This window comes from Stenotrophomonas tumulicola, assembly GCF_014117215.1.
GTDB lineage: Bacteria > Pseudomonadota > Gammaproteobacteria > Xanthomonadales > Xanthomonadaceae > Stenotrophomonas > Stenotrophomonas tumulicola.
Genome location: NZ_JACGXS010000005.1, coordinates 174,220 through 198,791 on the forward strand (window position 1 = coordinate 174,220; position 24,572 = coordinate 198,791).

Consider the following 24,572-nt stretch of genomic DNA (forward strand, 5'->3'; position numbering starts at 1 on the left):
CATGGCACATCATCACGCATCCAGTGGACCGGTCGGCCCCGCACCGTTGCCGCACCAGGTGGTCTACACCACCCTGCATTACGACACCCCGTGGTCGTACGAGAGCTACCTCAAGACCGGTGGTTATGCCGCCCTGCGCAGGATCCTCGAAGAGAAGATCCCGCCGGAGCAGGTCATCGAGATGGTCAAGCAGTCGAACCTGCGCGGCCGTGGCGGCGCGGGCTTCCCGACCGGCCTGAAGTGGTCCTTCATGCCCAAGGGCGCCATGCAGAAATACATCCTGTGCAATTCGGATGAATCCGAGCCGGGTACCTGCAAGGACCGCGACATCCTGCGCTACAACCCGCATTCGGTGGTGGAGGGCATGGCGATCGCCTGCTATGCCACCGGTTCCACCGTGGGCTACAACTACCTGCGCGGCGAATTCCACCATGAGCCGTTCGAGAACTTCGAGCAGGCCCTGGCGGACGCCTATGCGAATGGATGGCTGGGCAAGGACATCCTCGGCAGCGGCGTGGACATCGATATCTACGGTGCGCTGGGCGCCGGCGCCTACATCTGCGGCGAAGAAACCGCGCTGATGGAGTCGCTGGAGGGCAAGAAGGGCCAGCCGCGCTACAAGCCGCCGTTCCCCGCCAATTTCGGCCTGTACGGCAAGCCCAGCACGATCAACAACACTGAAACCTATGCCTCGGTGCCGGCGATCATCCGCAACGGCCCGGAATGGTTCCAGAGCCTGTCGCTGACCAAGAACGGCGGCCCGAAGATCTTTTCGGTCTCCGGTTGCGTGCAGAAGGGCGGCAATTTCGAAGTGCCGCTGGGCACCACCTTCGACGAGCTGCTGGAAATGGCCGGTGGCCTGAAGCCGGGCCGCAAGCTCAAGGGCGCGGTCCCGGGCGGCGTCTCGATGCCGGTGCTGAAGGCCGAAGAGCTCAAGGGCCTGCAGATGGACTACGACACCCTGCGTGCCCTCGGCACCGGACTGGGGTCGGGTGCCATCGTGGTGCTGGATGACAGCGTGTGCTGCGTCAAGTTCGCCTGCCGCATCAGCCAGTTCTTCCACAAGGAATCCTGTGGCCAGTGCACCCCGTGCCGCGAAGGTACCGGCTGGATGCACCGGGTGCTGGAGCGCATCGTCGCCGGCAAGGCGACGATGGAAGACCTGCACCAGTTGAAGGCGGTGGCCGGCCAGATCGAAGGCCACACCATCTGCGCGTTCGGTGAAGCGGCGGCATGGCCCATCCAGGGCTTCCTGCGCCAGTTCTGGGACGAATTCGAGTACTACATCGTCAACGGTCATTCGATGGTTGACGGCAAGAAGGTGGAGGCTGCTGCCGCATGAGCGCGCAACCGGTAAATCCCAACGTGCCACCGGACCACGTGACCGTCGAAATCGACGGCCAGTCCCTGGTGGTGCCCAAGGGTTCGATGATCATCCAGGCCGCCGACAAGGCCGGCATCCCGATTCCGCGCTTCTGCTACCACGAGAAGCTGCCGATCGCCGCCAACTGCCGCATGTGCCTGGTGGACGTGGAGAAGTCGCCGAAGCCGGCACCTGCCTGCGCCACGCCGGTCATGGATGGCATGAAGGTCGCCACCCGCAGTGAGAAGGCGCTCAAGTTCCAGCGTTCGGTGATGGAGTTCCTGCTCATCAACCACCCGCTGGATTGCCCGGTCTGCGACCAGGGCGGCGAGTGCGAGCTGCAGGACGTATCGCTGGGCTATGGCCGTTCGGTCAGCCGCTTCAACGAGCGCAAGCGCGTGGTGGTCGACGAGGACATGGGGCCACTGGTCGCCACCGAGATGACCCGTTGCATCCAGTGCACCCGTTGCGTCCGCTTCACCGCCGATGTCGCCGGTACTTACGAACTGGGTGGCATGTACCGCGGCGAGAACCTGCAGATCGGTACCTACGACGGCAAGCCGTTGACCACCGAGCTGTCGGGCAACGTGGTCGACGTGTGCCCGGTGGGCGCGCTGACCAACAAGGTATTCCAGTTCCGCGCCCGTCCGTGGGAACTGAACGCACGCGAATCGCTGGGTTACCACGACGCGATGGGATCGAACCTGTTCCTGCACGTGCGTCGCGGCGAAGTGCTGCGCACGGTGCCGCGCGACAACGAGCTGGTCAACGAATGCTGGCTGTCCGACCGTGACCGCTATTCGCACCAGGGCCTGTACAGCGAAGACCGTGCGGTCAAGCCGCTGCGCAAGGTCGATGGCGAATGGAAGGAAGTGAGCTGGGCCGAAGGCCTGGCCGCGGCCGCCGGGATCCTCAAGGCGAACCAGGGCGACAACCTGGGCGTGCTGGTGCACCCGTCCACCTCGAACGAGGAGGGCGCACTGCTGGCCCGCCTGGCATCGGGCCTGGGCAGCACCAACATCGACCACCGGATCAACAACCGCGACTTCTCCGACGCCGCCACTGCCGAAGTGTTCGGCCTGCCGCTGGCTGAAATCGAAGGCGCCGATCGCATCGTCGTTCTGGGCAGCAACATCCGCCACGAGCTGCCGCTGCTGCATGCCCGCCTGCGCAAGGCGCAGACCAGCAATGGCGCGAAGATCCACGTGGTCAACCCGGTCGACTTCGACTTTGCCTTCAGCATCGCCGGCAAGCAGATCGTCGCGCCGTCGAAGTTCGCCGATGCGCTGGCCAGCGCCGAGCTGCGCTCGGCCGTGCAGGGTGGCAACAACACCGTGCTGATCGTCGGTGGCATCGCCGAGAACCACCCGCAGGCGGCCGCCATCCGTGCCGCGGCGCGTGAGTTCGCCGCCGCCACCGGTGCAAAGCTGTGCCGCATCCCGCAGGGCGCCAATGCCATCGGCTTGGCCCGTGCCGGCGTGCTGCCGGCCGGCAAGGACGTGGCCAGCATGCTGGCGCAGCCGCGCCAGGCCTACGTGGTCTACGGCCTGGAGCCAGGCCTGGATTTCGCCGACGCCCCAGCCGCCCGCAAGGCGCTGGCCGGCGCGCAGGTAGTGGCGTTCAGCCAATTCGCCTGCGCCTCGACCCGCGATGTCGCCGACGTGATCCTGCCGATCGGCGCACTGCCGGAGATCGACGCCACCCTGACCAACCTCGATGGCCGCGAACAGTCGGCGCGTGCCGGCGGCAAGCTGCCGGGCGAGGCCCGTGAAGGCTGGCGCGTGCTGCGCGCGCTCGGTGGCGAGATGGCGCTGGCGGGTTTTGCTTTCACCGACCTGGCCGGCCTGCGCGCCAGCCTGGCGCCCGTGGACGTGGCCATCGCCGCTTCGGCTGCGGCGGCCAGTGCCAGCGATGGCTGGGAAGTCGCCTCGACCGCGGCGATCTACCGTACCGATGCGGTGGTCCGCCGTGCGCCGGCGCTGCAGTCGCATCCGCTGAACACGGCTCCACGCATCGTGCTCAATGCCGATGACGCGGCCCGCCTGCAGCTGCAGGAAGGGCAGATGGCCAAGGTCGGCACCGATGCCGGTCGCGCCACGCTGCCGGTGGTGGTCGATGCCCGCGTCGCCGCGGGTGCGGTCTGGATTGAATCGGGCCACGGTGCAACCGCACCGCTGGGTGCCGCTCGCGTATCGGTGGTGGCTGCATGAACGAATTGCTGTTGAACGCGGTCGATCCGCTGCACCAGTGGCTGCTTGGCCTCGGTGAGATCGGTGCGCTGGCCTGGATCATCCTGAAGATCCTGGTGATCACCGTGCCGGTGATCATCTCGGTGGCCTTCTACGTGGTCTGGGAGCGCAAGCTGATTGGCTGGATGCATGTCCGCCATGGCCCGATGTACGTGGGCATGGGCATCTTCCAGGCCTTCGCCGACGTCTTCAAGCTGCTGTTCAAGGAAGTCCTGCAGCCGGCCAACGCGCACAAGGTGATGTTCCTGCTGGCACCGCTGATCACCCTGGCACCGGCATTCGCCGCCTGGTCGGTGGTGCCGTTCGATGCGCAGCTGGTGTTGTCCAACGCCAATGCCGGCCTGCTGTACCTGCTGGCGATGACCTCGCTGGGCATATATGGCGTGATCCTTGCTGGTTGGGCCTCCAACTCCAAGTACGCCTTTCTCGGTGCCATGCGCGCTTCGGCGCAGATGATCAGCTACGAAATCGCGATGGGTTTCGCCCTGGTCGGCGTGATGATCGCTTCGGGAAGCCTCAACCTGACCGGCATCGTGATGGCGCAGGCCGGCAACTCGGGCCTGTTCGACTGGTTCCTGCTGCCGCTGTTCCCGCTGTTCGTCGTGTACTGGGTGTCCGGCGTGGCCGAAACCAACCGCGCGCCGTTCGACGTGGTGGAAGGTGAATCGGAAATCGTCGCCGGCCACATGGTCGAGTATTCCGGCGGTGCATTCGCACTGTTCTTCCTGGCCGAGTACGCGAACATGATCCTGATCAGCTTCCTGATCTCGATCTTCTTCCTCGGTGGCTGGCTGAGCCCGATCCAGGGCTGGGTGGACCCGGGCGAGATCTCGCCGTTCATCGACTGGATCTGGAAGGGCGGCTGGCCGTGGCTGTTCCTCAAGGTGTTCTTCTTCGCCAGTGCCTACATCTGGTTCCGTGCCAGCTTCCCGCGCTTCCGTTATGACCAGATCATGCGGCTGGGCTGGAAGGTCTTCATTCCGCTGACCATTCTGTGGATCGCGGTCACCGCCGTGATGGTGTTCTTCGGCGTGATTCAAAAGGGCGTCTAAAGTGATGAACAGGATTACCCATTACTTCAAGAGCCTGCTGCTGCTCGAGCTGTTGGCCGGGCTGTGGCTGACGCTGAAGTACAGCTTCAAGCCGAAGTACACGATGATGTACCCGATGGAGAAGTTCCCGCAGTCCCCGCGCTTCCGCGGCCTGCATGCGCTGCGCCGCTATCCCAACGGCGAAGAGCGCTGCATCGCCTGCAAGCTGTGCGAGGCGGTCTGCCCGGCGCTGGCCATCACCATCGATTCGGCCAAGCGGGAGGACGGCACCCGCCGTACCACCCGCTACGACATCGATCTGTTCAAGTGCATCTTCTGTGGCTTCTGCGAGGAAAGCTGCCCGGTGGACTCGATCGTCGAGACCCATATCCTCGAGTACCACTTCGAGAATCGTGGCGAGAACATCGTAACCAAGCCGCAGCTGCTGGCCCTGGGGGATCGGCTTGAAGCCGAGATCGCCGAGCGCCGTGCCGCCGACGCCGCATACCGCTGAGGTCGAGAAATGGATTGGGTAAATATCGTTTTCTGGATTTTCGCCATCGCAGCCGGTGTTTCGGCGGCGGCGGTGATCAGCGTGCGCAACCCGGTCAACGCCGTGCTTTGGCTGGTGCTGACCTTCTTTTCGGTCGCCTGCATCTGGCTGCTGATCGGTGCTGAGTTCCTCGGCGTGGCGCTGGTGCTGGTCTACGTGGGCGCGGTGATGGTGCTGTTCCTGTTCGTGGTGATGATGCTGGACATCCATCCGGACAACCTGCGCGAAGGCTGGGTGCGTTACCTGCCGGTCGGCCTGGTCGTGGCGGTGGTGATGCTGGTGCAGATCGTCACGCTGATCGGGGTGAAGGGCAGGGCGGTCAATCCGTTCCCGGCCGACAACGCGGCTGCATTGGCCGCCGATACCTCCAACATCACCTGGCTGGCCCGCAGCCTGTTCACCGAATACCTGCTGCCGTTCGAGTTCGCGGCGGTGATCCTGACCGTGGCCGTGGTGGCTGCGGTCATGCTGACGCTGCGCCGTCGCACCGGCATCAAGACGCAGAGCCCGGGGCTGCAGACCATGGTCAAGTCGGGCGACCGCCTGCGCGTGGTCAAGATGGACGTCGACCAGCCGTTCGTGCACAGCAACACCAAGGCGGCCGATGGCACGCCTGCCGACGGCGAGGAGGCCAAGCCATGATTACGTTGGGCCATATTCTGGGGCTGGGCGCGGTGCTGTTCTGCATCAGCCTGGCAGGCATCTTCCTCAACCGGAAGAACGTCATCGTCCTGTTGATGTCCGTGGAGCTCATGCTGCTCTCGGTGAACATCAATTTCGTCGGGTTTTCGCGCGAACTGGGTGACACGGCCGGACAGCTGTTCGTGTTCTTCATCCTGACCGTGGCAGCCGCCGAGGCCGCTATCGGCCTGGCGATCCTGGTGACCCTGTTCCGCACACGCCGCACGATCAATGTCGGCGAAGTCGATTCGTTGAAGGGCTGATCCACAGATGGAAATCACACTCTCCAAGAGTCTGTTGATCGCAGTGGTGCTTGCACCGCTGTTCGGCAGCATCATCGCCGGCCTGTTCGGTCGCCAGGTCGGGCGCCGCGGTGCCCAGACCATCACCATCGCCGGCGTGGCGCTCAGCTGCGCGCTGTCGGTCCACACGCTGTACCAGTTGTTGTGGGGCGGGGCGCAGCCGTTCAACCAGAACCTGTACACCTTCTTCGAGGTCGGCCAGTACACCGCCCACGTCGGTTTCATGATCGACAAGCTGACCGCGATGATGATGGTCGTGGTGACCTTCGTGTCGCTGCTGGTGCACATCTACTCCATCGGCTACATGTCCGATGATTCGGGTTACCAGCGCTTCTTCAGCTACATCTCGCTGTTCACCTTCTCGATGCTCACCCTGGTGATGAGCAACAACTTCCTGCAGCTGTTCTTCGGCTGGGAAGCGGTGGGCCTGGTGTCGTACCTGCTGATCGGTTTCTATTTCAAGAAGCCGACGGCGATCTTCGCCAACATGAAGGCGTTCCTGGTCAACCGTGTCGGTGACTTCGGCTTCCTGCTCGGCATCGGCGGCGTGATGTGGGTGTTCGGCACCCTGGATTACGCCACCGTGTTCGCCAAGATCATGGATCCGTCGCTGGCCAACGGTGCCATCCAGGTGTGGTCCGGTTCGCTCGGCCTGTTCGGCATGCACCTGCAGGTGCTGGACCAGCCGGTCATCTGGGCCAGCGCCACGGTGATCTGCATCTGCCTGTTCATCGGCGCGATGGGCAAGTCGGCGCAGGTGCCGCTGCACGTCTGGCTGCCGGACTCGATGGAAGGCCCGACCCCGATCTCGGCACTGATCCACGCCGCGACCATGGTCACCGCCGGCATCTTCATGGTGACCCGCATGTCGCCGTTGTTCGAGCTGTCGCAGACCGCATTGAACTTCGTGCTGTTCATCGGTGCCACCACGGCGTTCTTCACCGGCCTGATCGGTATCGTGCAGAACGACATCAAGCGCGTGGTGGCCTATTCCACGCTGTCCCAGCTCGGTTACATGACCGTGGCGCTCGGTGTGTCGGCCTATTCGGGCGCGGTGTTCCACCTGATGACCCATGCCTTCTTCAAGGCGTTGCTGTTCCTCGGCGCGGGCTCGGTGATCATCGCCATGCACCACGAGCAGGACATGCGGAAGATGGGTGGCCTGCGCAAGTACATGCCGATCACCTTCGTCACCATGTGGATCGGTACGCTGGCGCTGGTCGGTACTCCGTTCTTCTCCGGCTTCTACTCGAAGGACACCATCATCGAGGCGGCCGAGATCCATGCCCACATGTCGCACAGCTGGGTGGCCACGTATGGCTACTGGGCCGTGCTGGGTGGCGTGCTGATCACCAGCTTCTACAGCTTCCGCCTGCTGTTCCTGACCTTCCATGGCAAGGAGCGCTTCCGTGAGGTGGCCCATGACGCGCACGGCGACGGCCATGACAGCCACGGACATGATGGCCACGCTGTCGAGGCGCAGCATGGCGCACATGCGGCCGATGCACATGACGACCATGGCCATGGCCACGGCCCGGTCGAGCCGCGCGAGTCGCCGTGGGTGGTGACCCTGCCGTTGATCCTGCTGGCCATCCCGTCGATCGCCATCGGTTTCTTCAGCATCGGTCCGATGCTGCACGGTACCGACTGGGCCGGCCACCACGTACATGAGGCCATCAAGGGCCAGGCGACCAACTTCTTCACCGGCATCGTGGATTTCTACGACCCGGCAAAGAACACCGTCGGCTTCCTGAGCGAGCACTTCCATGGTCCCGTGGCGTTCGCGCTGCATGGCATGACCCTGCCGCCTTTCTGGCTGACCCTGGCAGGCTTCCTGCTGGCGGCGCTGTTCTACCTGTGGAAGCCGGACCTGTCCGGCAAGGCACGCAAGGCGCTGGCGCCGCTGGTGTCGGTGCTGGAGAACAAGTACGGCTTCGATACGCTGTGGATCGACGGTTTCGCCGGCGGCGGCGTCAAGCTGGGCAAGGTATCGCGCTGGATCGACAGCAACATCGTCGACGGTACGGTCAACCTGGTCGCACGTGGGGCCGATGTGGCAGCCAACCTGCTGCGTCGTACCCAATCCGGTTTCCTCTATCACTACGCCTTCGCGATGATCATCGGCCTGATTGCCCTTCTGGGCCTGCTGATGCATTACCTGCGTTGATGACCTGTACGGAATAAGAAAACGTGTCGAACTGGCCCCTACTTAGTGTCCTCATCTGGCTGCCGATCATCGGTGGTGCCCTGGTCCTTGCCATCCGTGATGCGCAGACCGCCCGTTGGGCGTCGCTGGGCGTTGCGCTGCTGACCTTCGCCCTGAGCATCCCGCTGCTCACCGGTTACGACCCGGGCATCGACGCATTGCAGTTCGTCGAAACCCGCGCCTGGATCCCGGCGTACGACATCGGCTACAACCTGGGCGTGGACGGCATCGCCATCGCGTTGATCGCGTTGACCACGCTGGTCAGCGTGCTTGCCCTGATCGGTGCCTGGAGTGCCATCGACAAGCGGGTGAACCAGTACGTGGCGGCCTTCCTGATCCTGGAAGGCGTCACCGTCGGCATCTTCGCCGCGACCGACGCGATGCTGTTCTACGTGTTCTTCGAAGCGATGCTGATCCCGATGTTCCTGATCATCGGTGTATGGGGCGGCCCGCGCCGCATCTATGCCGCGCTGAAGTTCTTCCTCTACACCTTCCTCGGCTCGGTGCTGATGCTGGTGGCGCTGGTGTACCTGTACCTGAAGGGCGGCAGCTTCCAGCTGGCCGATCTGTACGCGCTGCAGCTGAGCGCCACCGAGCAGACCTGGATCTTCTTCGCCTTCCTGATCGCCTTCGCGGTCAAGGTACCGATGTTCCCGGTGCATACCTGGCTGCCGGACGCGCACGTGGAAGCGCCGACCGCCGGTTCGGTGATCCTGGCTGCCATCGCGCTGAAGATCGGTGGCTACGGTTTCCTGCGCTTCAACCTGCCGATCGTCCCTGACGCGTCGCAGGAGTGGGCGTGGCTGGTGATCGCGCTGTCGCTGATCGCGGTGATCTACGTCGGCCTGGTCGCCCTGGTGCAGGACGACATGAAGAAGCTGATTGCTTATTCGTCGATCGCGCACATGGGCTTTGTCACCCTGGGCACCTTCATCGCCCTGTGGCTGGTGCGTGAAGCCGGCAACGTCGATGCGGCCCGCCTGGGCCTGCAGGGTGCGATGGTGCAGATGATTTCGCACGGTTTCGTGTCCGGTGCGATGTTCTCCTGCGTGGGTGTGCTGTACGACCGCATGCACAGCCGCCGCATCGCCGATTACGGCGGCGTGGTCAATGTGATGCCTTGGTTCGCCACCTTCGCCATGCTGTTCTTCATGGCCAATGCGGGCCTGCCGGGCACCTCGGGTTTCGCCGGCGAGTTCATGATCATCATGGCCGCGTTCCAGCGTAATCCGTGGATCGCCCTGGGCGCCGCCACCACGCTGATCATCGGCGCTGCGTACACCCTGTGGCTGTACAAGCGTATCTTCTTCGGCGAAGTGGCCAATGCACACGTCGCCGAACTGAAGGACATCAACGGCCGCGAATGGCTGGTGCTGGGCGTGTTCGCCATTGGCGTACTGGCCCTGGGCATCTACCCCAAGCCGCTGACCGACCTGATGGAGCCGTCGATCGCCAAGCTGGCGATGCAGATCGCCTCCAGCAAGCTGCTCTGATCGGCCCGCCGAGCGAACTGATTCCAGGATTTGATAATGACCACCTCGCCGTTGCTGCCACTGACCGCTGCCGACCTGCCGCCGCTCGCCCCCGAGCTGGTGCTGGTTGCGAGCGCCTTCGCCCTGATGATCCTCGATCTGTTTGTCAGCAAGCAGAACAAACTCATCACCCACCTGTTCTCGCTGGCTGCGCTGGCCGTAGTGCTGGTCATGCTGGCGACCGGCACGGGCGGGCAGGGCGAGGTCTTCCACGGCATGTTCGTGCGTGACACCGCCGCCGATGTGATGAAGGTGGTGATCGTACTGTGCAGCGGGCTCAGCCTGGTCTATGGCTGGAGCTACCTGCGCGAGCGCGATCTGTTCCAGGGCGAGATTCCGGTACTGGTGCTGTTCGCCACCGCCGGCATGATGATCCTGGTATCCGCCGGCAGCCTGCTGATGGTCTACCTGGGGCTGGAACTGCTGGCCCTGTGCTCCTACGCCCTGGTGGCCAGCAACCGTGAGAATGGCCTGGCGTCGGAAGCGGCGATGAAGTACATCGTGCTGGGCTCGCTAGCTTCCGGCCTGCTGCTGTACGGCATGTCGTTGATCTATGGCGCTACCGGTTCGCTGCACCTGGACGTCATCAATGCCGCCATTCCGCATTCGGAAGAGCGCATGCTGCTGCTGACCGGCGCGGTGTTCATGATCGCCGGCGTGGCCTTCAAGCTTGGCGCTGCCCCGTTCCATATGTGGCTGCCCGACGTGTACCAGGGCGCCCCGGCACCGATCGCCCTGTTCATCAGTTCGGCACCGAAGCTGGCGGCATTCGGCATGGCCTACCGCCTGCTGGAAGTCGGCGTGGGTCCGCTGTCGGATGAGTGGAAGCTGCTGGTTGGCGCGCTTGCCGCGCTGTCACTGGTGATCGGCAACCTGATGGCCATTGCCCAGCACAACCTCAAGCGCATGCTGGCGTTCTCCACCGTATCGCACATCGGCTTCCTGCTGATGGGCATCGCCGGCGGCGGCGAGCAGGGTTATGCGGCCGCGCTGTTCTACGCGCTCAGCTACGCGATCATGTCCACCGCGGCCTTCGGTGCGATCATCGCCATGTCCCGCCATGGCTTCGAGGCGGAGAACATCGACGACTACAAGGGCCTGAACGCCCGTAACCCGTGGATGGCTGCGCTGATCCTGTGCATCATGGCGTCGATGGCCGGCATCCCGCCGTTCCTGGGCTTCTGGACCAAACTGGCGGTGCTGGGTGCTGCGGTCAATGGCGGCATGCTGTGGCTGGCGATCCTGGGCGTGCTGTGTGCCGTGGTGGGTGCGTTCTACTACCTGCGCGTGATCAAGGTCATGTACTTCGATGAGCCGGTCGGGGAGCCACTGCCGCGCAACGACGATCGTGTACTGGGCGTGGTGCTGGGCGTGAATGCGCTGGCGCTGCTGGCGCTGGGCGTGGCCTGGAACCCGATCATGGTGTGGTGCCAGCAGGCGTTTGCACATATTTCGTAAAAAACGATACAAACCTGCGCAATTCGTGTAATATTCGTTTCCTGAGTTGTGACTGCAGCGGTTCTGCCAGAACATCGTTGCAAGAGGCCTCCCTGGCGGAGGCAGCAATTCAACCACTTCTGATGCGGGGTGGAGCAGTCTGGCAGCTCGTCGGGCTCATAACCCGAAGGTCGCAGGTTCAAATCCTGCCCCCGCTACCAACTAGGCATCAGACGAAAGGCGATTCCGGAAACGGGGTCGCTTTTTTCGTTGCTGCCCGGGCGGGTGCCGCGCACCTTGCACCAACCCGGTGCAAGGTCTATCATCAGCGGGCTGGCGGTATATCTGATGGTTGGCTCTGTATCGAGTGCGATCATCCCGCCACCGGCTTCGACCAGAAGCTGGGCTTCGCAGGGGATCGCGTCAGCGCGCCCTGCGGCCGGAATCCAATGACCGGATTTCTACCGGACAAGGGGCCCAGCGGGCCCTTTTTCGTTTCCGGAAAGGGGTCGGCGTACTGGCTCGATCACTTTGTTTTCCAGCCGGGCTTGGCCCGGCTCTACAGAAACCCAGCCGGGCATGGCCCGGCTCTACAGAAACAAGGCAGGCTGTGAGCGACAAGGCAACTGAAATCGCGAATCTGCTCGGCCCCACCGTCGATGCGCTGGGCCTGGAGCTGCTGGGCGTCGAGTATCTGCCTGCACCCGGCGGCGCTACGCTGCGTCTGTACATCGACGTACTGATCGCCGAGCAGGACGAGCGCATCATCAACGTCGAAGACTGTGAGCGCGTGAGCCGCGAAGTGTCCGCGCAGATGGACGTGGAAGATCCGATCAGCGGCAATTACACGCTGGAGGTCTCTTCGCCCGGCGTGGATCGCCCGCTGTTCAACCTGCAGCAGTTCGGCCAGCACCTGGGGCAGAACGCCAAGGTGCAGTTGAAGCTTCCGCAGGAAAACCGTCGCCGCCTGCAGGGTCGTATCGACGCGGTCGATGCGGAACAGGGCACGATCAGCTTCACGGTCGACAACGCCACGCTGGTGGTGTCGGCCGACAACATCGACAAGGCACGCATCATGCCCGACTGGGTGGCGCTGGGGCTGGCCCCGAGCAAGCCCACCGGTCCGGCCAAGCGTCCGAAGCCGAACAAGAATCCATCCAACGAGCCTGCGGCCAAGAAGCCGCGCGCGGAGTGAGCCAATGAGCAAGGAACTTCTGCTGGTAGTTGACGCGGTCGCCAACGAAAAAGGCGTGCCCCGCGAAGTTATTTTCGACGCGATCGAGGCCGCGCTGGCTTCGGCCGCGAAGAAGCGTTATCCCGATGAGGAAGTGCTGGCGCGGGTGGCCATCGACCACAAGGACGGCACCTACGAAACGTTCCGCCGCTGGGAAGTGGTGGCTGACGACGTGGTCATGGAGTCCCCGGACCGCCAGATCCGCCTGATGGATGCCATCGACGAGGCCGAAGGTGTCGAAGTCGGCGATTTCGTCGAAGAGCAGATCGAAAACCCTGATTTTGGCCGCATCGCCGCCCAGGCGGCGAAGCAGGTCATCGTGCAGCGCGTGCGCGAAGCCGAGCGCCAGCAGGTGGTCGATGCCTGGAAGGATCGCGTGGGCGAGCTGATCACCGGCGTGGTCAAGCGTGCCGAGCGCGGCAACATCTACGTGGACCTCGGTGGCAATGCCGAAGGCTTCATCCCGAAGGACAAGGGCATTCCGCGCGACGTGCTGCGTGCCGGCGACCGTGTGCGCGGCTACCTGGCCGAAGTGCGCTCCGAGCCGCGTGGTCCGCAGCTGTTCATCAGCCGCGCCGCGCCGGAGTTCATGATCGAGCTGTTCAAGCTGGAAGTGCCGGAAGTCGGCCAGGGCCTGGTGGAAATCAAGGCCTGCGCCCGTGACCCGGGCGACCGCGCCAAGATCGCCGTGCTGGCCCACGATACCCGCACCGATCCGATCGGTGCCTGCATCGGCATGCGCGGTTCGCGCGTGCAGGCCGTGTCCAACGAGCTCAATGGCGAGCGCGTGGACATCGTGCTGTGGAACGACAACCCGGCAAACTTCGTCATCAACGCGATGGCGCCGGCGGAAGTGCAGTCGATCATCGTCGATGAAGACAAGCACTCGATGGACCTGGCCGTGGCGGAAGACCGCCTGGCCCAGGCGATCGGCAAGGGGGGCCAGAACGTGCGCCTGGCCAGTCGCCTGACCGGCTGGCAGCTCAACGTGATGACCCAGGACCAGGTGACCGCCAAGTCCGAGGCCGAGCAGAGCTCCGCACGCCAGCTGTTCATGGACAAGCTGGAAGTGGACGAGGAGATCGCCGGCATCCTGGTCAGCGAAGGCTTCGGCACGGTCGAGGAAATCGCATATGTACCGGTTGGCGAACTGCTGGCCGTCGAAGGCTTCGACGAGGACATCGTCGAAGAACTGCGCGCTCGTGCCCGCGACGCGCTGCTCAACGAGGCGCTGGCCGTCGAGGAAGGCCTGGAAGACGGCGTCCCCGCCGACGACCTGCTGGCCCTGGAAGGCATGGACGAGGTCACTGCCTACGCCCTGGCCAGCCATGGTGTGCGCACCGGTGAGGACCTGTCGGACCTGGCCGCCGACGAGGTGGTGGAGCTCGGCATCGAAGGGCTGGACCAGGAGCGCGCCGCAGCGCTGATCCTGGCCGCGCGCGCCGAGGAAATCGCCCGACTGGAACGCGGCGAATGAGCCGGCAATGAACAGGGCCCTGAGCCGATCAGGGCGTAGAATCCGCGCCACCTCCATATGCGGGGGGGCGCCCTCAAGATCATAGGATCCGAATGTCGCAGCAAACCACCATCCGCAAGCTTGCCGAACTGGTCAATACACCGGTTGAAAAACTGCTTGAACAGCTGGCAGGTGCCGGCATGAAGTTCAGCGGTCCCGACCAGGTCGTGACCAGCACCGAGAAAGTGAAGCTGCTTGGCTTCCTTCGCCGTGCCCATGGCAAGTCCGAGCAGGTCGTCGAGGAAGCCGAATCGGCTGCCAAGAAGATCACCCTGAACCGTCGCAAGCACCAGGAAGTGACGGTGAACGCGGGTCGCAGCAAGACCACCGTGAACGTGGAAGTGCGCCAGAAGCGCACCTACGACAAGGCGGCTTCGCGCATGACCCCGGATGAGGAGCGTGCCGACATCCTGCGCAAGCTGGAGGAATCCCGCCAGCGCAATCTTGACGAGCAGGCGGCATTGGCGGAGAAGGATCGCCTGCGCGACGAAGCCATCGTGCGCAAGCGCGAAGAGGAAATCGCTGCCAAGGAACGCGCTGAAGCCGAGAAGAAGGCTGCAGAAGAAGCTGCCGTGGCTGCCAAGGCAGCCGAAGCCGCTGCTGCAAGCCGTCCGGCCGCACGCCCCGCCGACGCTGCTGCACCGGCCGCGCCGCGCGCCGCACGGCCGCCGGCCGGTGGTCCCGCTGCACCGCCGCGGGGCGCTGCGCCGCCGCGTTCCGACGACCGCAACAACCGCGGTGCCGCGCGCACCGATCGCCCCGGTGGCGATCGTTTCGCCGGTCAGATGCACCTGTCGGCAGCCGACCGTGCGCGTCGTGGCAACAGCAACAGCAACAACCGTGGCCGTCCGGGCAGCCGTCCGCAGTCCGGCCGCCGTGACATGCGCGGCAGCAACAACAGTGGTCCGCATGCCTTCGAGCGGCCGACCGCACCGGTCGTGCGTGAAGTGGCGATCGGCGAAACCATCACCGTCGCGGACCTGGCGCAGAAACTCGCGCTGAAGGGCGGCGAGGTGGTGAAGGCGCTGTTCAAGATGGGCGTGATGGCCACCATCACCCAGACCATCGACCACGACACAGCGGCGCTGGTCACCGAAGAGCTCGGCCATGTCGTGGTCCGTGCCGGCAATGACGACGTCGAAGAAGCGCTGCTGGCCGCCACTGGCGAAGAGCGCAGCGAGGCTGTGGCGCGCCCGCCGGTGGTCACCATCATGGGTCACGTCGACCACGGCAAGACCTCGCTGCTGGATTACATCCGCCGCACCAAGGTCGCCACCGGCGAAGCCGGCGGCATCACCCAGCACATCGGCGCGTACCACGTCGAGACGCCGAAGGGCGTGATCAGCTTCCTGGATACCCCGGGCCATGCTGCCTTCACCTCGATGCGTGCCCGTGGCGCCAAGCTGACCGACATCGTGGTGCTGGTCGTGGCCGCCGATGACGGCGTCATGCCGCAGACCAAGGAAGCGATCCAGCACGCGCGTTCGGCGAACGTGCCGCTGATCGTGGCGATCAACAAGATCGACAAGTCCGGCGCCGATCCGATGCGGGTCAAGAACGAGCTGCTCGGTGAGCAGGTCGTCTCCGAAGACTTCGGTGGCGACATCCAGATGGTGGAGATCTCGGCCAAGGCCGGTACCGGCATCGACAACCTGCTGGACGCCATTTCCATCCAGGCCGAGCTGCTGGAGCTGAAGGCGGTGGCCGATGGCCGCGCCAGCGGCGTGGTGATCGAATCGTCGCTGGACAAGGGCCGTGGCCCGGTCGCAACGGTACTGGTGCAGCAGGGCTCGCTGAAGAAGGGCGACTACCTGGTCTGCGGTATCCAGTACGGTCGCGTGCGCGCACTGTTCGATGAAACCGGCAAGCAGCCTGACCAGGCGGGTCCGTCCATCCCGGTGCAGGTGCTGGGTCTTTCCGGCGTGCCGGAAGCAGGCGATGACTTCGTCGTGGTCGAAGACGAGCGCCTGGCCAAGGACGTTGCGCAGCAGCGCGAAACCAAGCGCCGTGAATCGCGCCTGGTGCAGTCCGCTGGCAGCCGCATGGAAGACATCATGGCCCAGCTGGGCAAGGGCGAGGGCCAGCAGGTGCTCAACCTGGTCATCAAGGCTGACGTGCAGGGTTCGGTGCAGGCGCTCAGCCAGGCGCTGGTCGGCCTGTCCAACGATGACATCCGCATCAACGTGATCCACTCCGGCGTGGGCGGCATCACCGAATCGGACGCCAATTCGGCGGTCGCTTCGAAGGCCACCGTCATCGGTTTCAACGTACGTGCGGATGCTTCGGCCCGTCGCATCATTGAATCCAACGGCGTGGACCTGCGTTACTTCTCGATCATCTATGACGTGATCGATCAGGTGAAGCAGGTGGCGTCCGGCCTGCTGGGCGTGGAGATCCGCGAAGAGATCATCGGTATCGCCGATGTCCGCGATGTCTTCCGCAGCTCGAAGTTCGGTGCCGTTGCCGGCTGCATGATCGTGGAAGGCGTCGTCAAGCGTAACAAGCCGATCCGCGTGCTCCGCGACAGCGTCGTGGTGTTCGAGGGCGAGCTGGAATCGCTGCGCCGCTTCAAGGAGAACGTCGAGGAAGTCCGCAACGGTACCGAATGCGGTATCGGCGTGAAGGCCTACAACGACGTCAAGCCGGGTGACCAGATCGAGTGCTTCGAGCGTATCGAAGTGCCGCGCACCCTGTAACGCTGCAAGGGACCGGGCCGAAAGGCCCGGTCCTGCTTTCAGGCTTCCCCGCCAGACTGCTGTCGCCACCCCAAATAAAAGAGCCAGACCGCGTGCCCAAGACTTTCCATCGAACCGACCGTGTATCCGCCCAGATCCGCCGCGAACTCGGCACCCTGGTGCACAACGCCGTGCGTGAACACGGGTTGCCCTCGGTGAGCGTGTCCGATGTGGAAATCACCCGCGACATGGCCCATGCCAAGATCTTCGTCACCGCGCTGATGCCAGAACGTTCCGACGAGGCGATGAAGGGCCTGAAGGAACTGGCCTGGAACCTGCGCATGGAACTGGCGCGGGCGATGAAGCTGCGCCACGTACCGGAGCTGCATTTCCATTACGACGATTCGGTGGACCGCGGCGAGCGCATCGACAACCTGCTGCGCGAGCTGCCCGATACCGTGGCCGCCGAGAAGCGTCGCGAGAGCGACGAAGAATAAGGTAGCGCCGGGCCATGCCCGGCGTCTTTCCATTCCGGCAACGCGATGCCTGATGCAGGCCGCGCTGCGCGCTCGCCGGGCATGGCCCGGCGCTACCGGCGGTATCCGCCGATACTTATTACCATGACCCGTATCCAATTCCGTCGCCTGGACGGCATCCTGCTGCTCGACAAGCCGACCGGCATGAGTTCCAACGCTGCCCTGCAGGTGGCACGACGCCTGTTCCGCGCCGAGAAGGGGGGACATACCGGCAGCCTGGACCCGCTGGCCACCGGCCTGTTGCCGCTGTGCTTTGGCGAAGCGACCAAGATCGCCGGCCTGTTGCTGGGATCGGCCAAGGCCTATGACGCGGACATCGTGCTGGGCCAGACCACCGACACCGATGATGCCGAAGGCCAGGTGCTGATGCAGCGTCCGGTGCCGGCCATCGCTGCCGATGCGTTGCAGGCTGCGCTGGCCGCCCTGACCGGCCGCATCCGCCAGCGTGCGCCGATCTATTCGGCACTCAAGCAGGGCGGCGAGCCGCTCTACGTGAAGGCGCGCCGCGGCGATGCCATCGAGGCCCCCGAACGTGAGGTCCACGTGCAGGCCATCGAGGTCCTGGAGCAGCAGCCCGAACGCCTGCGGCTGCGGGTTACCTGTGGCTCGGGAACCTATATCCGCAGCATCGCCCGGGATCTTGGCGAGGCACTTGGGTGTGGCGCGCATATCAGCGCCCTGCGCAGGCTGTGGGTGGAGCCATTTGCTGAACCGGCGATGGTCAGCCTGGACCAGCTGCGTGCCCTGGCCGAAGCAGGTGACGAAAATGGCATGGACCGGCTGCTGCTGCCGCTGGCCGCTGGCCTGGTCGGCTACCCGCGGGTAGATCTGGATGCCGGGCAGGCCGAGCGCTTCTGCATGGGCCAACGGCTGCGCGATTCGTCCTGGCCGGCCGGGGTGGTGGCGGTATACGACGCGGCCGGTGGCGTGCGCGGCCTGGGCCGGGTCGACGAAAGCGGCCTGCTGGCGTCCCAGCGGCGGTTCAACCTGTGACGTCCCCCGGGACTGTTCAGTCCCGGTCCTTGTTCCTGGAGGCTGCTCCCGTTACAATTTTGCGGCCCTTTCAGGGGTAACCTGCGCCCTGCAGGTCCATCATCAGCCTACGGCGAGCCAAGCGGTGCGTGCATGCGTTCCTGCTGGCCCCGCATCTCAAGAGAAAAGATATGTCGATCGACACCCAGAAGGTCATTGAAGATAACAAGCGCAGCGCCGCCGACACCGGTTCCCCGGAAGTCCAGGTCGCCCTGCTGACCGCCCGCATCGAACTGCTGACCGGCCACTTCAAGACCCACAAGAAGGATCACCACAGCCGCCGTGGCCTGCTGCAGATGGTCAACCGTCGCCGCAGCCTGCTCGACTACCTGAAGAAGAAGGACGTCGTGCGTTACAAAGGCTTGATCGAAAAGCTTGGCCTGCGTCGCTAAGCAACGAATCCCCCGCGGCGCAGCGATGCGCCGCGGTTTTGTTTTGTAGCACCGTAATACGCATCCGGACCGGAACGACCGGTCACCCAACGGCGGCACGGGTCGACGTTGGTCCATTCGCGAACAGCATCTCCAAGGACACCCTCCGTGGCAAAAATCACCAAAACCTTCCAGTACGGCAAACACACCGTCACGCTTGAGACCGGCGAAATCGCCCGCCAGGCCGGCGGTGCCGTGATCGTCAAGTTCGACGACACCGTGCTGCTGGTCTCCGCCGTTGCCGCAAGGAGCGCGCGTGAGGGCCAGGACTTCTTCCCGCTGACCGTCGATTATCAGGAGAAGTTCTACGCCGGTGGCCGTATCCCGGGTGGCTTCTTCAAGCGTGAAGGCCGCGCGACCGAGAAGGAAACGCTGATCTCGCGCCTGATCGATCGTCCGATCCGTCCGCTGTTCCCGGAAGACTACAAGAACGAAGTGCAGATCATCGCCACCGTCATGTCGTTGAACCCGGACATCGACGGCGACATCCCGGCACTGATCGGTGCCTCCGCCGCGCTGGCCCTGGCCGGCACCCCGTTCAAGGGTCCGATCGCCGCCGCCAAGGTGGGTTACAAGAACGGTGAGTACCTCCTCAACCCGACCGTGACCGAACTGAAGGATTCGGAGCTGGAACTGGTTGTCGCCGGTACCTCCAATGCCGTGCTGATGGTTGAATCCGAAGCCGCGCTGCTGTCCGAAGACGTGATGCTGGGCGCCGTGACCTTCGGTCACCGCGAGATGCAGAAGGTCATCCACATCATCAACGAGCTGGTCACCGAAGCCGGCACCAAGCCGTCGACCTGGGTGGCCCCGGCGAAGAACGATGTGCTGATCAGCGCCCTGCAGGAAGCCGTCGGCCCGCGCCTGGGCGAGGCTTTCCAGGTGCGTGACAAGCTGCAGCGTCGCGACGCCATTTCGGCGATCAAGAAGGACGTGGTCGAGTCCCTGGCGGGCCGTGTTGCCGCCGAAGGCTGGAACCCGGCCGAGCTGTCGAAGGAGTTCGGCGAGCTGGAGTACAGCACCATGCGCAACTCGGTGCTGGACACCAAGGTCCGCATCGATGGCCGTGCGCTGGACACCGTCCGCCCGATCTCCGTGAAGACCGGCATCCTGCCGCGTACCCACGGTTCTTCGCTGTTCACCCGCGGTGAAACGCAGGCCATCGTGACCATCACGCTGGGTACCGCCCGCGACGGCCAGGTGATCGATGCCGTGTCCGGTGAGTACAAGGAAAATTTCCTGTTCCATTACAACTTCCCCCCCTATTCGGTGGGTGAGTGTGGCCGCATGATGGGACCGAAGCGCCGCGAAATCGGCCACGGCCGCCTGGCCAAGCGCGGCGTGCTGGCCGTGATGCCGTCGCTGGAAGCCTTCCCGTACACCATCCGCGTCGTGTCGGAAATCACCGAGTCGAACGGCTCCTCGTCGATGGCCTCGGTCTGCGGTTCCTCGCTGGCCCTGATGGACGCCGGCGTGCCGGTCAAGTCGCCGGTGGCCGGTATCGCCATGGGCCTGGTCAAGGAAGGCGAGCGTTTCGTCGTCCTGTCCGACATCCTGGGTGACGAAGACCACCTGGGCGACATGGACTTCAAGGTGGCCGGTACTGCCGAGGGCATCTCCGCCCTGCAGATGGACATCAAGATCGAAGGCATCACCGAAGAGATCATGAAGCAGGCACTGCAGCAGGCCAAGGCTGGCCGTCTGCACATCCTGGGCGAAATGGCCAACGGCCTGTCCGCGCCGCGCCAGGAACTCTCGGATTATGCCCCGCGCCTGCTGACCATCAAGATCCACCCGGACAAGATCCGCGAAGTGATCGGCAAGGGCGGCTCGACCATCCAGGCCATCACCAAGGAAACCGGCACCCAGATCGACATCCAGGATGACGGCACCATCGTCATCGCTTCGGTCAATGCCATCGCTGCGCAGGCTGCCAAGGCCCGCATCGAGCAGATCACCTCGGACGTCGAGCCGGGCCGCATCTACGAAGGCAAGGTCGCCAAGATCATGGACTTCGGTGCGTTCGTGACCATCCTGCCGGGCAAGGACGGCCTGGTGCACGTCTCGCAGATTTCCAGCGAGCGCGTGGAAAAGGTCGGCGACAAGCTGAAGGAAGGCGATGTAGTCAAGGTCAAGGTGCTGGAAGTCGACAAGCAGGGCCGTATCCGCCTGTCGATGAAGGCCGTCGAAGAAGGCGAGGGCGTGGTTGCCGAGTAATCGGCTGCTGCCCATGCTGGAATGAAGAAGCGGGCCTTGTGCCCGCTTTTTCTTTGCCTCGTTGCAATGCGCTGGCAGCGCCGGGCCATGTCCGGCGACTTTTGCTAACGTGGCCGGGCCTTCAACCGGGAAGCTCCCATGTTCCGTCAGACTGCGGCTGTACTCGTCGTGCTGCTTGCCAGCGTCGTGCCCCTTGCCGCGACGGCTGCGGAAAGGGCGCCTACCGTGCTGGGCGCCTACTATCCGGGCGGTTCTGCCCCGCGCTACCCCGTCTCGGCAATTCCAGCCGACCGGTTGACCCATCTGTTCTATGCCTTTTCCACCATCAAGGACGGGCGCTGCATCGTCGGTGACGAAGCGCCGGCGAACTTCACCGCGCTGGCCGAGCTGAAGCATGCGCACCCACACCTGCGTACGCTGATCTCCATAGGGGGCTGGGGTGCCGGCGGCTTTTCCGATGCTGCACTGACCGAGGCCAGCCGCAAGCGTTTCGTCGATTCGTGCATGGCGCTGTTTTTCGACCACCATGCCGGCACGTTCGACGGCGTGGACATCGACTGGGAATTCCCCGTCAGCGGTGGGCCGGAGGAGATCGTCCATCGCCCGCAGGACCGCGACAACCTGACCCGTCTGGCGCAGGACTTCCGTGCTGCGCTGGATGCACGTGGCCGCAAGGTCGGGCAGCCAATGCTGCTGACAGCAGCGTTGGCTGCCGGTCGCCTGCAGACGGGTGGCCCGTATGACCCGGCGGCAAGCTATGACCTGCCGGCACTGGCCAAGGTGTTCGATTTCATCAACCTGATGAGCTACGACATGGGCACCGGCTTCTCCTCCGTGTCCACCTTCAACGCGCCGCTCAACGCGGTCGACGGTGATCCACTGGAGCCATCCTTGCGGCGCTGGAACAACGTCGCCGGTGCCGTGCAGTATTACCGCGGGCATGGTGTCCCGACCGACAAGCTGGTGCTGGGCGTGCCGTTCTATGGGCGTGGTTTCAAGGTGGCCGGTGATGCGCCCGACGGCCTGTTCCAGGCGTACAGCGCACCGGCCGACGCCGGCGACTGGCGGTTGATCAAGGCGCGTTACCTGGGCCAGCCGGGTTGGGCCAGCCATTGGCAGCCGCAGGCGCAGAGCCCGTGGCTGTACAACGCCGGCGAGAAGGTCTTCATCAGCTACGAAGACCCGCGTTCGATCGCCATCCGCTCGCACTACGCCCACAGCGAAGGCCTGCGCGGTGTGTTCATGTGGGAACTGACCGGAGATGACGAACAGGCCAGCCTGCTGGACGCCATGCTGTCCCCCTACGACCCAAAAGGGGACGGAGGGGATTAAGTCGTTTCCGGCCTGGATCGCAGGCCAGATGTGTGTGGGTACGGGCGGGCAGGGCAGGGGGAAAGCGACTTAATCCCCTCCGTCCCCTTTTGGGTCGGCCCAGACGCTGTGGGGGTCACCGTCGCGCGCGCGCCGCGCGGTGGCGCGCGCCAGTACCGCAAAGCCGAATGCCATCGCCAGCGCTACCGCATCCACCCAGAACAGTGGCCAGTAACCGTGGCCAGCGCTGGTCCACCACCAGTAGCCGGTGAGTGCGCCATGCGCCACCGGCACCAGTGCGGTGACCATTGCCGCAGCCCACAGCAGCTCGCGCGCCGCCTGTGCGGGGCGTCGAAGGGCGGCCCACAGGGCGCACCCGCCCCAGGCGAGGAAACACACCCAGCGGATGCCGGCATCGACCGCCTGGGGAGCGAACCGTTCCAGCACCTGGGCGGCGACGAATGCCGCCGAGATCGCCACCACCAGGCCGATGCATACGCCGACCGTGGCCCGCGCCATGTTCACCTGCGCGCGCCCCTGCTGCACCTGTCGCCGCTTGCGGCGTGATTCGATCCACAGCAGGTTGCCGGAATAGAACAGGAAGGCACCGCCCAGGCCCAGCAGGAAATACAGCCAGGCCACCACGCCGTTGCCGAACTCGCCGAAATGCAACGCATAGGCGGCGCTGAGCGTGGCATGGTTGGCGTCGCGCTGGCCCGGCAACTGGCTGGCCAGCAGCGCGCCGCTGCCCACGTCGAACGCCACCGCGCCAGCCGGTCCGAGGGTGCCTTCCGATTCGCCGGTAATCTCGATGGTGGCGTTGGCGTCGCCGGCATTGGCCAGTTTCAGGTACGCCGGTTCGAAGCCTTGTATGCCTTGGTCGCGGGCTACCTGCAGCGAGCGGGCGTGCAGTTCGGCCAGGTTCACCGGATTGCCCGCGACACCGGTGGCCGCGCGCACCGGCGCGGTGTCCATCGCCGCTGGCACCGCCTGCATCAGCTTGCCGTCGTATACCAGTGGATTGAGCAGCGCCATCTGGATGAATACCAGGCACAGCAGCGCACCGGTGACGGCGAACATCAGGTGGAACGGCAGGCTGAGCACGCCGACCACGTTGTGTGCGTCCTGCCAGAACTGCTTGAGGTTGCGTCCCGGGCGCAGCGCGAACAGATCGCCGGCCAGCTTCGGCAGGTGGATCACCAGCCCGCTCAGCAGCGCCACGCCATACAGCAGGCTGACGATGCCCATCAGGTAGATGCCGGCCACCGGCAGCCCAAGCGTGTAATGCAGTTCGTTGACCAGTTCGGCCAGGCCCGCCTGCGGAGGCGTCACGCTGCCATCGTAGTGGTCCAGCCAGGCGTACTGCCAGATGCTGGCGGCGTCCTGCCAGTACGCGATGGGCTGTGGATGGTCGCCACCGGGGAAGGTCATGCCGAGGTGGTTGCGCGCGGCGGGATGGCGTTCCAGGACACCGTCCAGCAGGCGCTGCGCATCGGCCAGCGTGGCCGGTGCCGCGTCCACGGCCTGCGGCGTCTGCCACAGCGGCACATCGTGATGGAACACGGTCAGGGCGCCGGCATAGAAGGCGACGAACAGCGCGAAGCCGGCCACCAGGCCGACCCACGTATGCAGCGTGGTGAAGGTGCGCAGGGTCTGCGAGGAAAATTTCATGCGGGCGATCTCATTGCACTGCGCCGGACAGGCGCAGCAGCCATAACAACAGGAAGCCCCCCAGTGCACTGGCGCCCATGCCGGCCCAGGCACGCAGGCCGTTGCGGAAGCTGAAAGCCCACACCGCGGCCAGCATCCAGAACGGGATGAAAGCGATCAGGCTCGGCACCAGGGCGGTAGGCCATGGGCCGGGCGGCAACCAGGCCACCAGGCCGGTGGCCGCGGCAGCCAGCAGGAAGCCTGCCACCAGGCCGGCAAGCGCGCGCGACCACATCAGCGTCGCTCCCGCGCCGGCGCGGTGAGCGGCCGATGCCATGCGGCCAGGCACGGCAGCAGCATCGCTGCGGCCATCCAACTGCACAGCATCACCACCAGCCCCGCACCCACGCCGAGATTGGCCATCCAAAGCCACAGCGAGGCGGCTGCGGCAACGGTGCCGACCTCACGCCCCAGCCGGCCAGCGCGGCGCAGGCGTGGCCAGCGGCAATGCGGCGAGGCCGCATAGAAGGCAATGGCCGACAGCAGCGTGGCCAGCAGGGCCAGCGTGCAGAAGCCCAATGAGGACAGGCCGATGGTGGGAACGGTCATCGCACAG

Annotated in this window: 20 protein-coding genes and 1 tRNA gene; 18 read left to right on the forward strand and 3 right to left on the reverse strand. The window is 64.7% G+C overall.

Going from position 1 to position 24,572, the window contains the following annotated elements:
* The first annotated feature begins 1 nt into the window (after nucleotide 1).
* The 18 genes from nuoF to H4O11_RS11860 all read left to right on the forward strand — a co-directional run bounded on the left by nuoF (nucleotide 2) and on the right by H4O11_RS11860 (nucleotide 22,327).
* On the forward strand, nucleotides 2-1,342 hold the full coding sequence (gene nuoF / locus H4O11_RS11775; RefSeq protein WP_182339620.1) for an NADH-quinone oxidoreductase subunit NuoF: 1,341 nt from the start codon (nucleotides 2-4) through the stop codon (nucleotides 1,340-1,342).
* Entirely contained in the window at nucleotides 1,339-3,573 is a 2,235-nt protein-coding gene (gene nuoG / locus H4O11_RS11780; protein ID WP_182339621.1) for an NADH-quinone oxidoreductase subunit NuoG, read from the forward strand. Before nuoF ends, nuoG begins: the two co-directional genes overlap by 4 nt.
* Nucleotides 3,570-4,664 (forward strand): NADH-quinone oxidoreductase subunit NuoH, encoded by a 1,095-nt coding sequence (gene nuoH / locus H4O11_RS11785; RefSeq protein ID WP_182339622.1) that lies wholly within the window; start codon nucleotides 3,570-3,572, stop codon nucleotides 4,662-4,664. The genes nuoG and nuoH overlap by 4 nt, the downstream gene beginning before the upstream one ends.
* A gap of 4 nt (nucleotides 4,665-4,668) precedes the next feature.
* Complete coding sequence (nuoI, locus tag H4O11_RS11790) at nucleotides 4,669-5,157, forward strand: NADH-quinone oxidoreductase subunit NuoI (protein WP_182339623.1); 489 nt, start codon at nucleotides 4,669-4,671, stop codon at nucleotides 5,155-5,157.
* Between the two features lie 9 nt (nucleotides 5,158-5,166).
* Entirely contained in the window at nucleotides 5,167-5,838 is a 672-nt protein-coding gene (locus H4O11_RS11795) for an NADH-quinone oxidoreductase subunit J (protein WP_182339624.1), read from the forward strand.
* Nucleotides 5,835-6,140 (forward strand): NADH-quinone oxidoreductase subunit NuoK, encoded by a 306-nt coding sequence (gene nuoK / locus H4O11_RS11800; protein WP_182339625.1) that lies wholly within the window; start codon nucleotides 5,835-5,837, stop codon nucleotides 6,138-6,140. The genes H4O11_RS11795 and nuoK overlap by 4 nt, the downstream gene beginning before the upstream one ends.
* Before the next feature lie 7 nt (nucleotides 6,141-6,147).
* Entirely contained in the window at nucleotides 6,148-8,346 is a 2,199-nt protein-coding gene (gene nuoL, locus H4O11_RS11805; protein WP_182339626.1) for an NADH-quinone oxidoreductase subunit L, read from the forward strand.
* 23 nt (nucleotides 8,347-8,369) lie between these two features.
* Nucleotides 8,370-9,878, forward strand: coding sequence for an NADH-quinone oxidoreductase subunit M (locus H4O11_RS11810; RefSeq protein ID WP_182339627.1), 1,509 nt, complete (start codon nucleotides 8,370-8,372; stop codon nucleotides 9,876-9,878).
* A 36-nt stretch (nucleotides 9,879-9,914) separates the two neighbouring features.
* Nucleotides 9,915-11,375, forward strand: coding sequence for an NADH-quinone oxidoreductase subunit NuoN (nuoN, locus tag H4O11_RS11815; RefSeq protein WP_182339628.1), 1,461 nt, complete (start codon nucleotides 9,915-9,917; stop codon nucleotides 11,373-11,375).
* Between the two features lie 123 nt (nucleotides 11,376-11,498).
* Nucleotides 11,499-11,575, forward strand: a tRNA-Met gene (locus tag H4O11_RS11820).
* A gap of 389 nt (nucleotides 11,576-11,964) precedes the next feature.
* Nucleotides 11,965-12,549 (forward strand): ribosome maturation factor RimP, encoded by a 585-nt coding sequence (gene rimP, locus H4O11_RS11825; RefSeq protein WP_182339629.1) that lies wholly within the window; start codon nucleotides 11,965-11,967, stop codon nucleotides 12,547-12,549.
* A gap of 4 nt (nucleotides 12,550-12,553) precedes the next feature.
* Nucleotides 12,554-14,065, forward strand: a complete 1,512-nt coding sequence (nusA, locus tag H4O11_RS11830) for a transcription termination factor NusA (RefSeq protein WP_182339630.1) — start codon at nucleotides 12,554-12,556, stop codon at nucleotides 14,063-14,065.
* A gap of 92 nt (nucleotides 14,066-14,157) precedes the next feature.
* Nucleotides 14,158-16,800 (forward strand): translation initiation factor IF-2, encoded by a 2,643-nt coding sequence (gene infB / locus H4O11_RS11835; RefSeq protein WP_182339631.1) that lies wholly within the window; start codon nucleotides 14,158-14,160, stop codon nucleotides 16,798-16,800.
* A 92-nt stretch (nucleotides 16,801-16,892) separates the two neighbouring features.
* The gene (gene rbfA, locus H4O11_RS11840) at nucleotides 16,893-17,276 is read left to right on the forward strand and encodes a 30S ribosome-binding factor RbfA (protein ID WP_182339632.1); all 384 of its coding nucleotides are present in this window, start codon (nucleotides 16,893-16,895) and stop codon (nucleotides 17,274-17,276) included.
* A 123-nt stretch (nucleotides 17,277-17,399) separates the two neighbouring features.
* Nucleotides 17,400-18,308 carry a tRNA pseudouridine(55) synthase TruB gene (gene truB, locus H4O11_RS11845; RefSeq protein WP_182339633.1) on the forward strand — a complete coding sequence of 303 codons (909 nt, stop codon included), beginning with the start codon at nucleotides 17,400-17,402 and terminating at the stop codon, nucleotides 18,306-18,308.
* Nucleotides 18,309-18,478: 170 nt separating this feature from the next.
* Nucleotides 18,479-18,739, forward strand: a complete 261-nt coding sequence (gene rpsO, locus H4O11_RS11850) for a 30S ribosomal protein S15 (RefSeq protein WP_182339634.1) — start codon at nucleotides 18,479-18,481, stop codon at nucleotides 18,737-18,739.
* Between the two features lie 147 nt (nucleotides 18,740-18,886).
* Nucleotides 18,887-20,995, forward strand: coding sequence for a polyribonucleotide nucleotidyltransferase (gene pnp / locus H4O11_RS11855; protein WP_182339635.1), 2,109 nt, complete (start codon nucleotides 18,887-18,889; stop codon nucleotides 20,993-20,995).
* Between the two features lie 138 nt (nucleotides 20,996-21,133).
* Nucleotides 21,134-22,327, forward strand: coding sequence for a glycoside hydrolase family 18 protein (locus H4O11_RS11860; RefSeq protein WP_182339636.1), 1,194 nt, complete (start codon nucleotides 21,134-21,136; stop codon nucleotides 22,325-22,327).
* 69 nt (nucleotides 22,328-22,396) lie between these two features.
* On the opposite strand, the gene H4O11_RS11865 is transcribed toward H4O11_RS11860, so the two are convergent.
* Genes H4O11_RS11865 through H4O11_RS11875 form a run of 3 tightly spaced genes read right to left on the reverse strand, consistent with a single transcriptional unit; the run spans nucleotide 22,397 to nucleotide 24,565 of the window.
* Nucleotides 22,397-23,977 carry a PepSY-associated TM helix domain-containing protein gene (locus H4O11_RS11865; protein ID WP_182339637.1) on the reverse strand — a complete coding sequence of 527 codons (1,581 nt, stop codon included), beginning with the start codon at nucleotides 23,975-23,977 and terminating at the stop codon, nucleotides 22,397-22,399.
* A 10-nt stretch (nucleotides 23,978-23,987) separates the two neighbouring features.
* On the reverse strand, nucleotides 23,988-24,251 hold the full coding sequence (locus H4O11_RS11870) for a hypothetical protein (RefSeq protein ID WP_182339638.1): 264 nt from the start codon (nucleotides 24,249-24,251) through the stop codon (nucleotides 23,988-23,990).
* Entirely contained in the window at nucleotides 24,251-24,565 is a 315-nt protein-coding gene (locus tag H4O11_RS11875) for a hypothetical protein (RefSeq protein WP_182339639.1), read from the reverse strand. Before H4O11_RS11875 ends, H4O11_RS11870 begins: the two co-directional genes overlap by 1 nt.
* Nucleotides 24,566-24,572 lie beyond the last annotated feature (7 nt).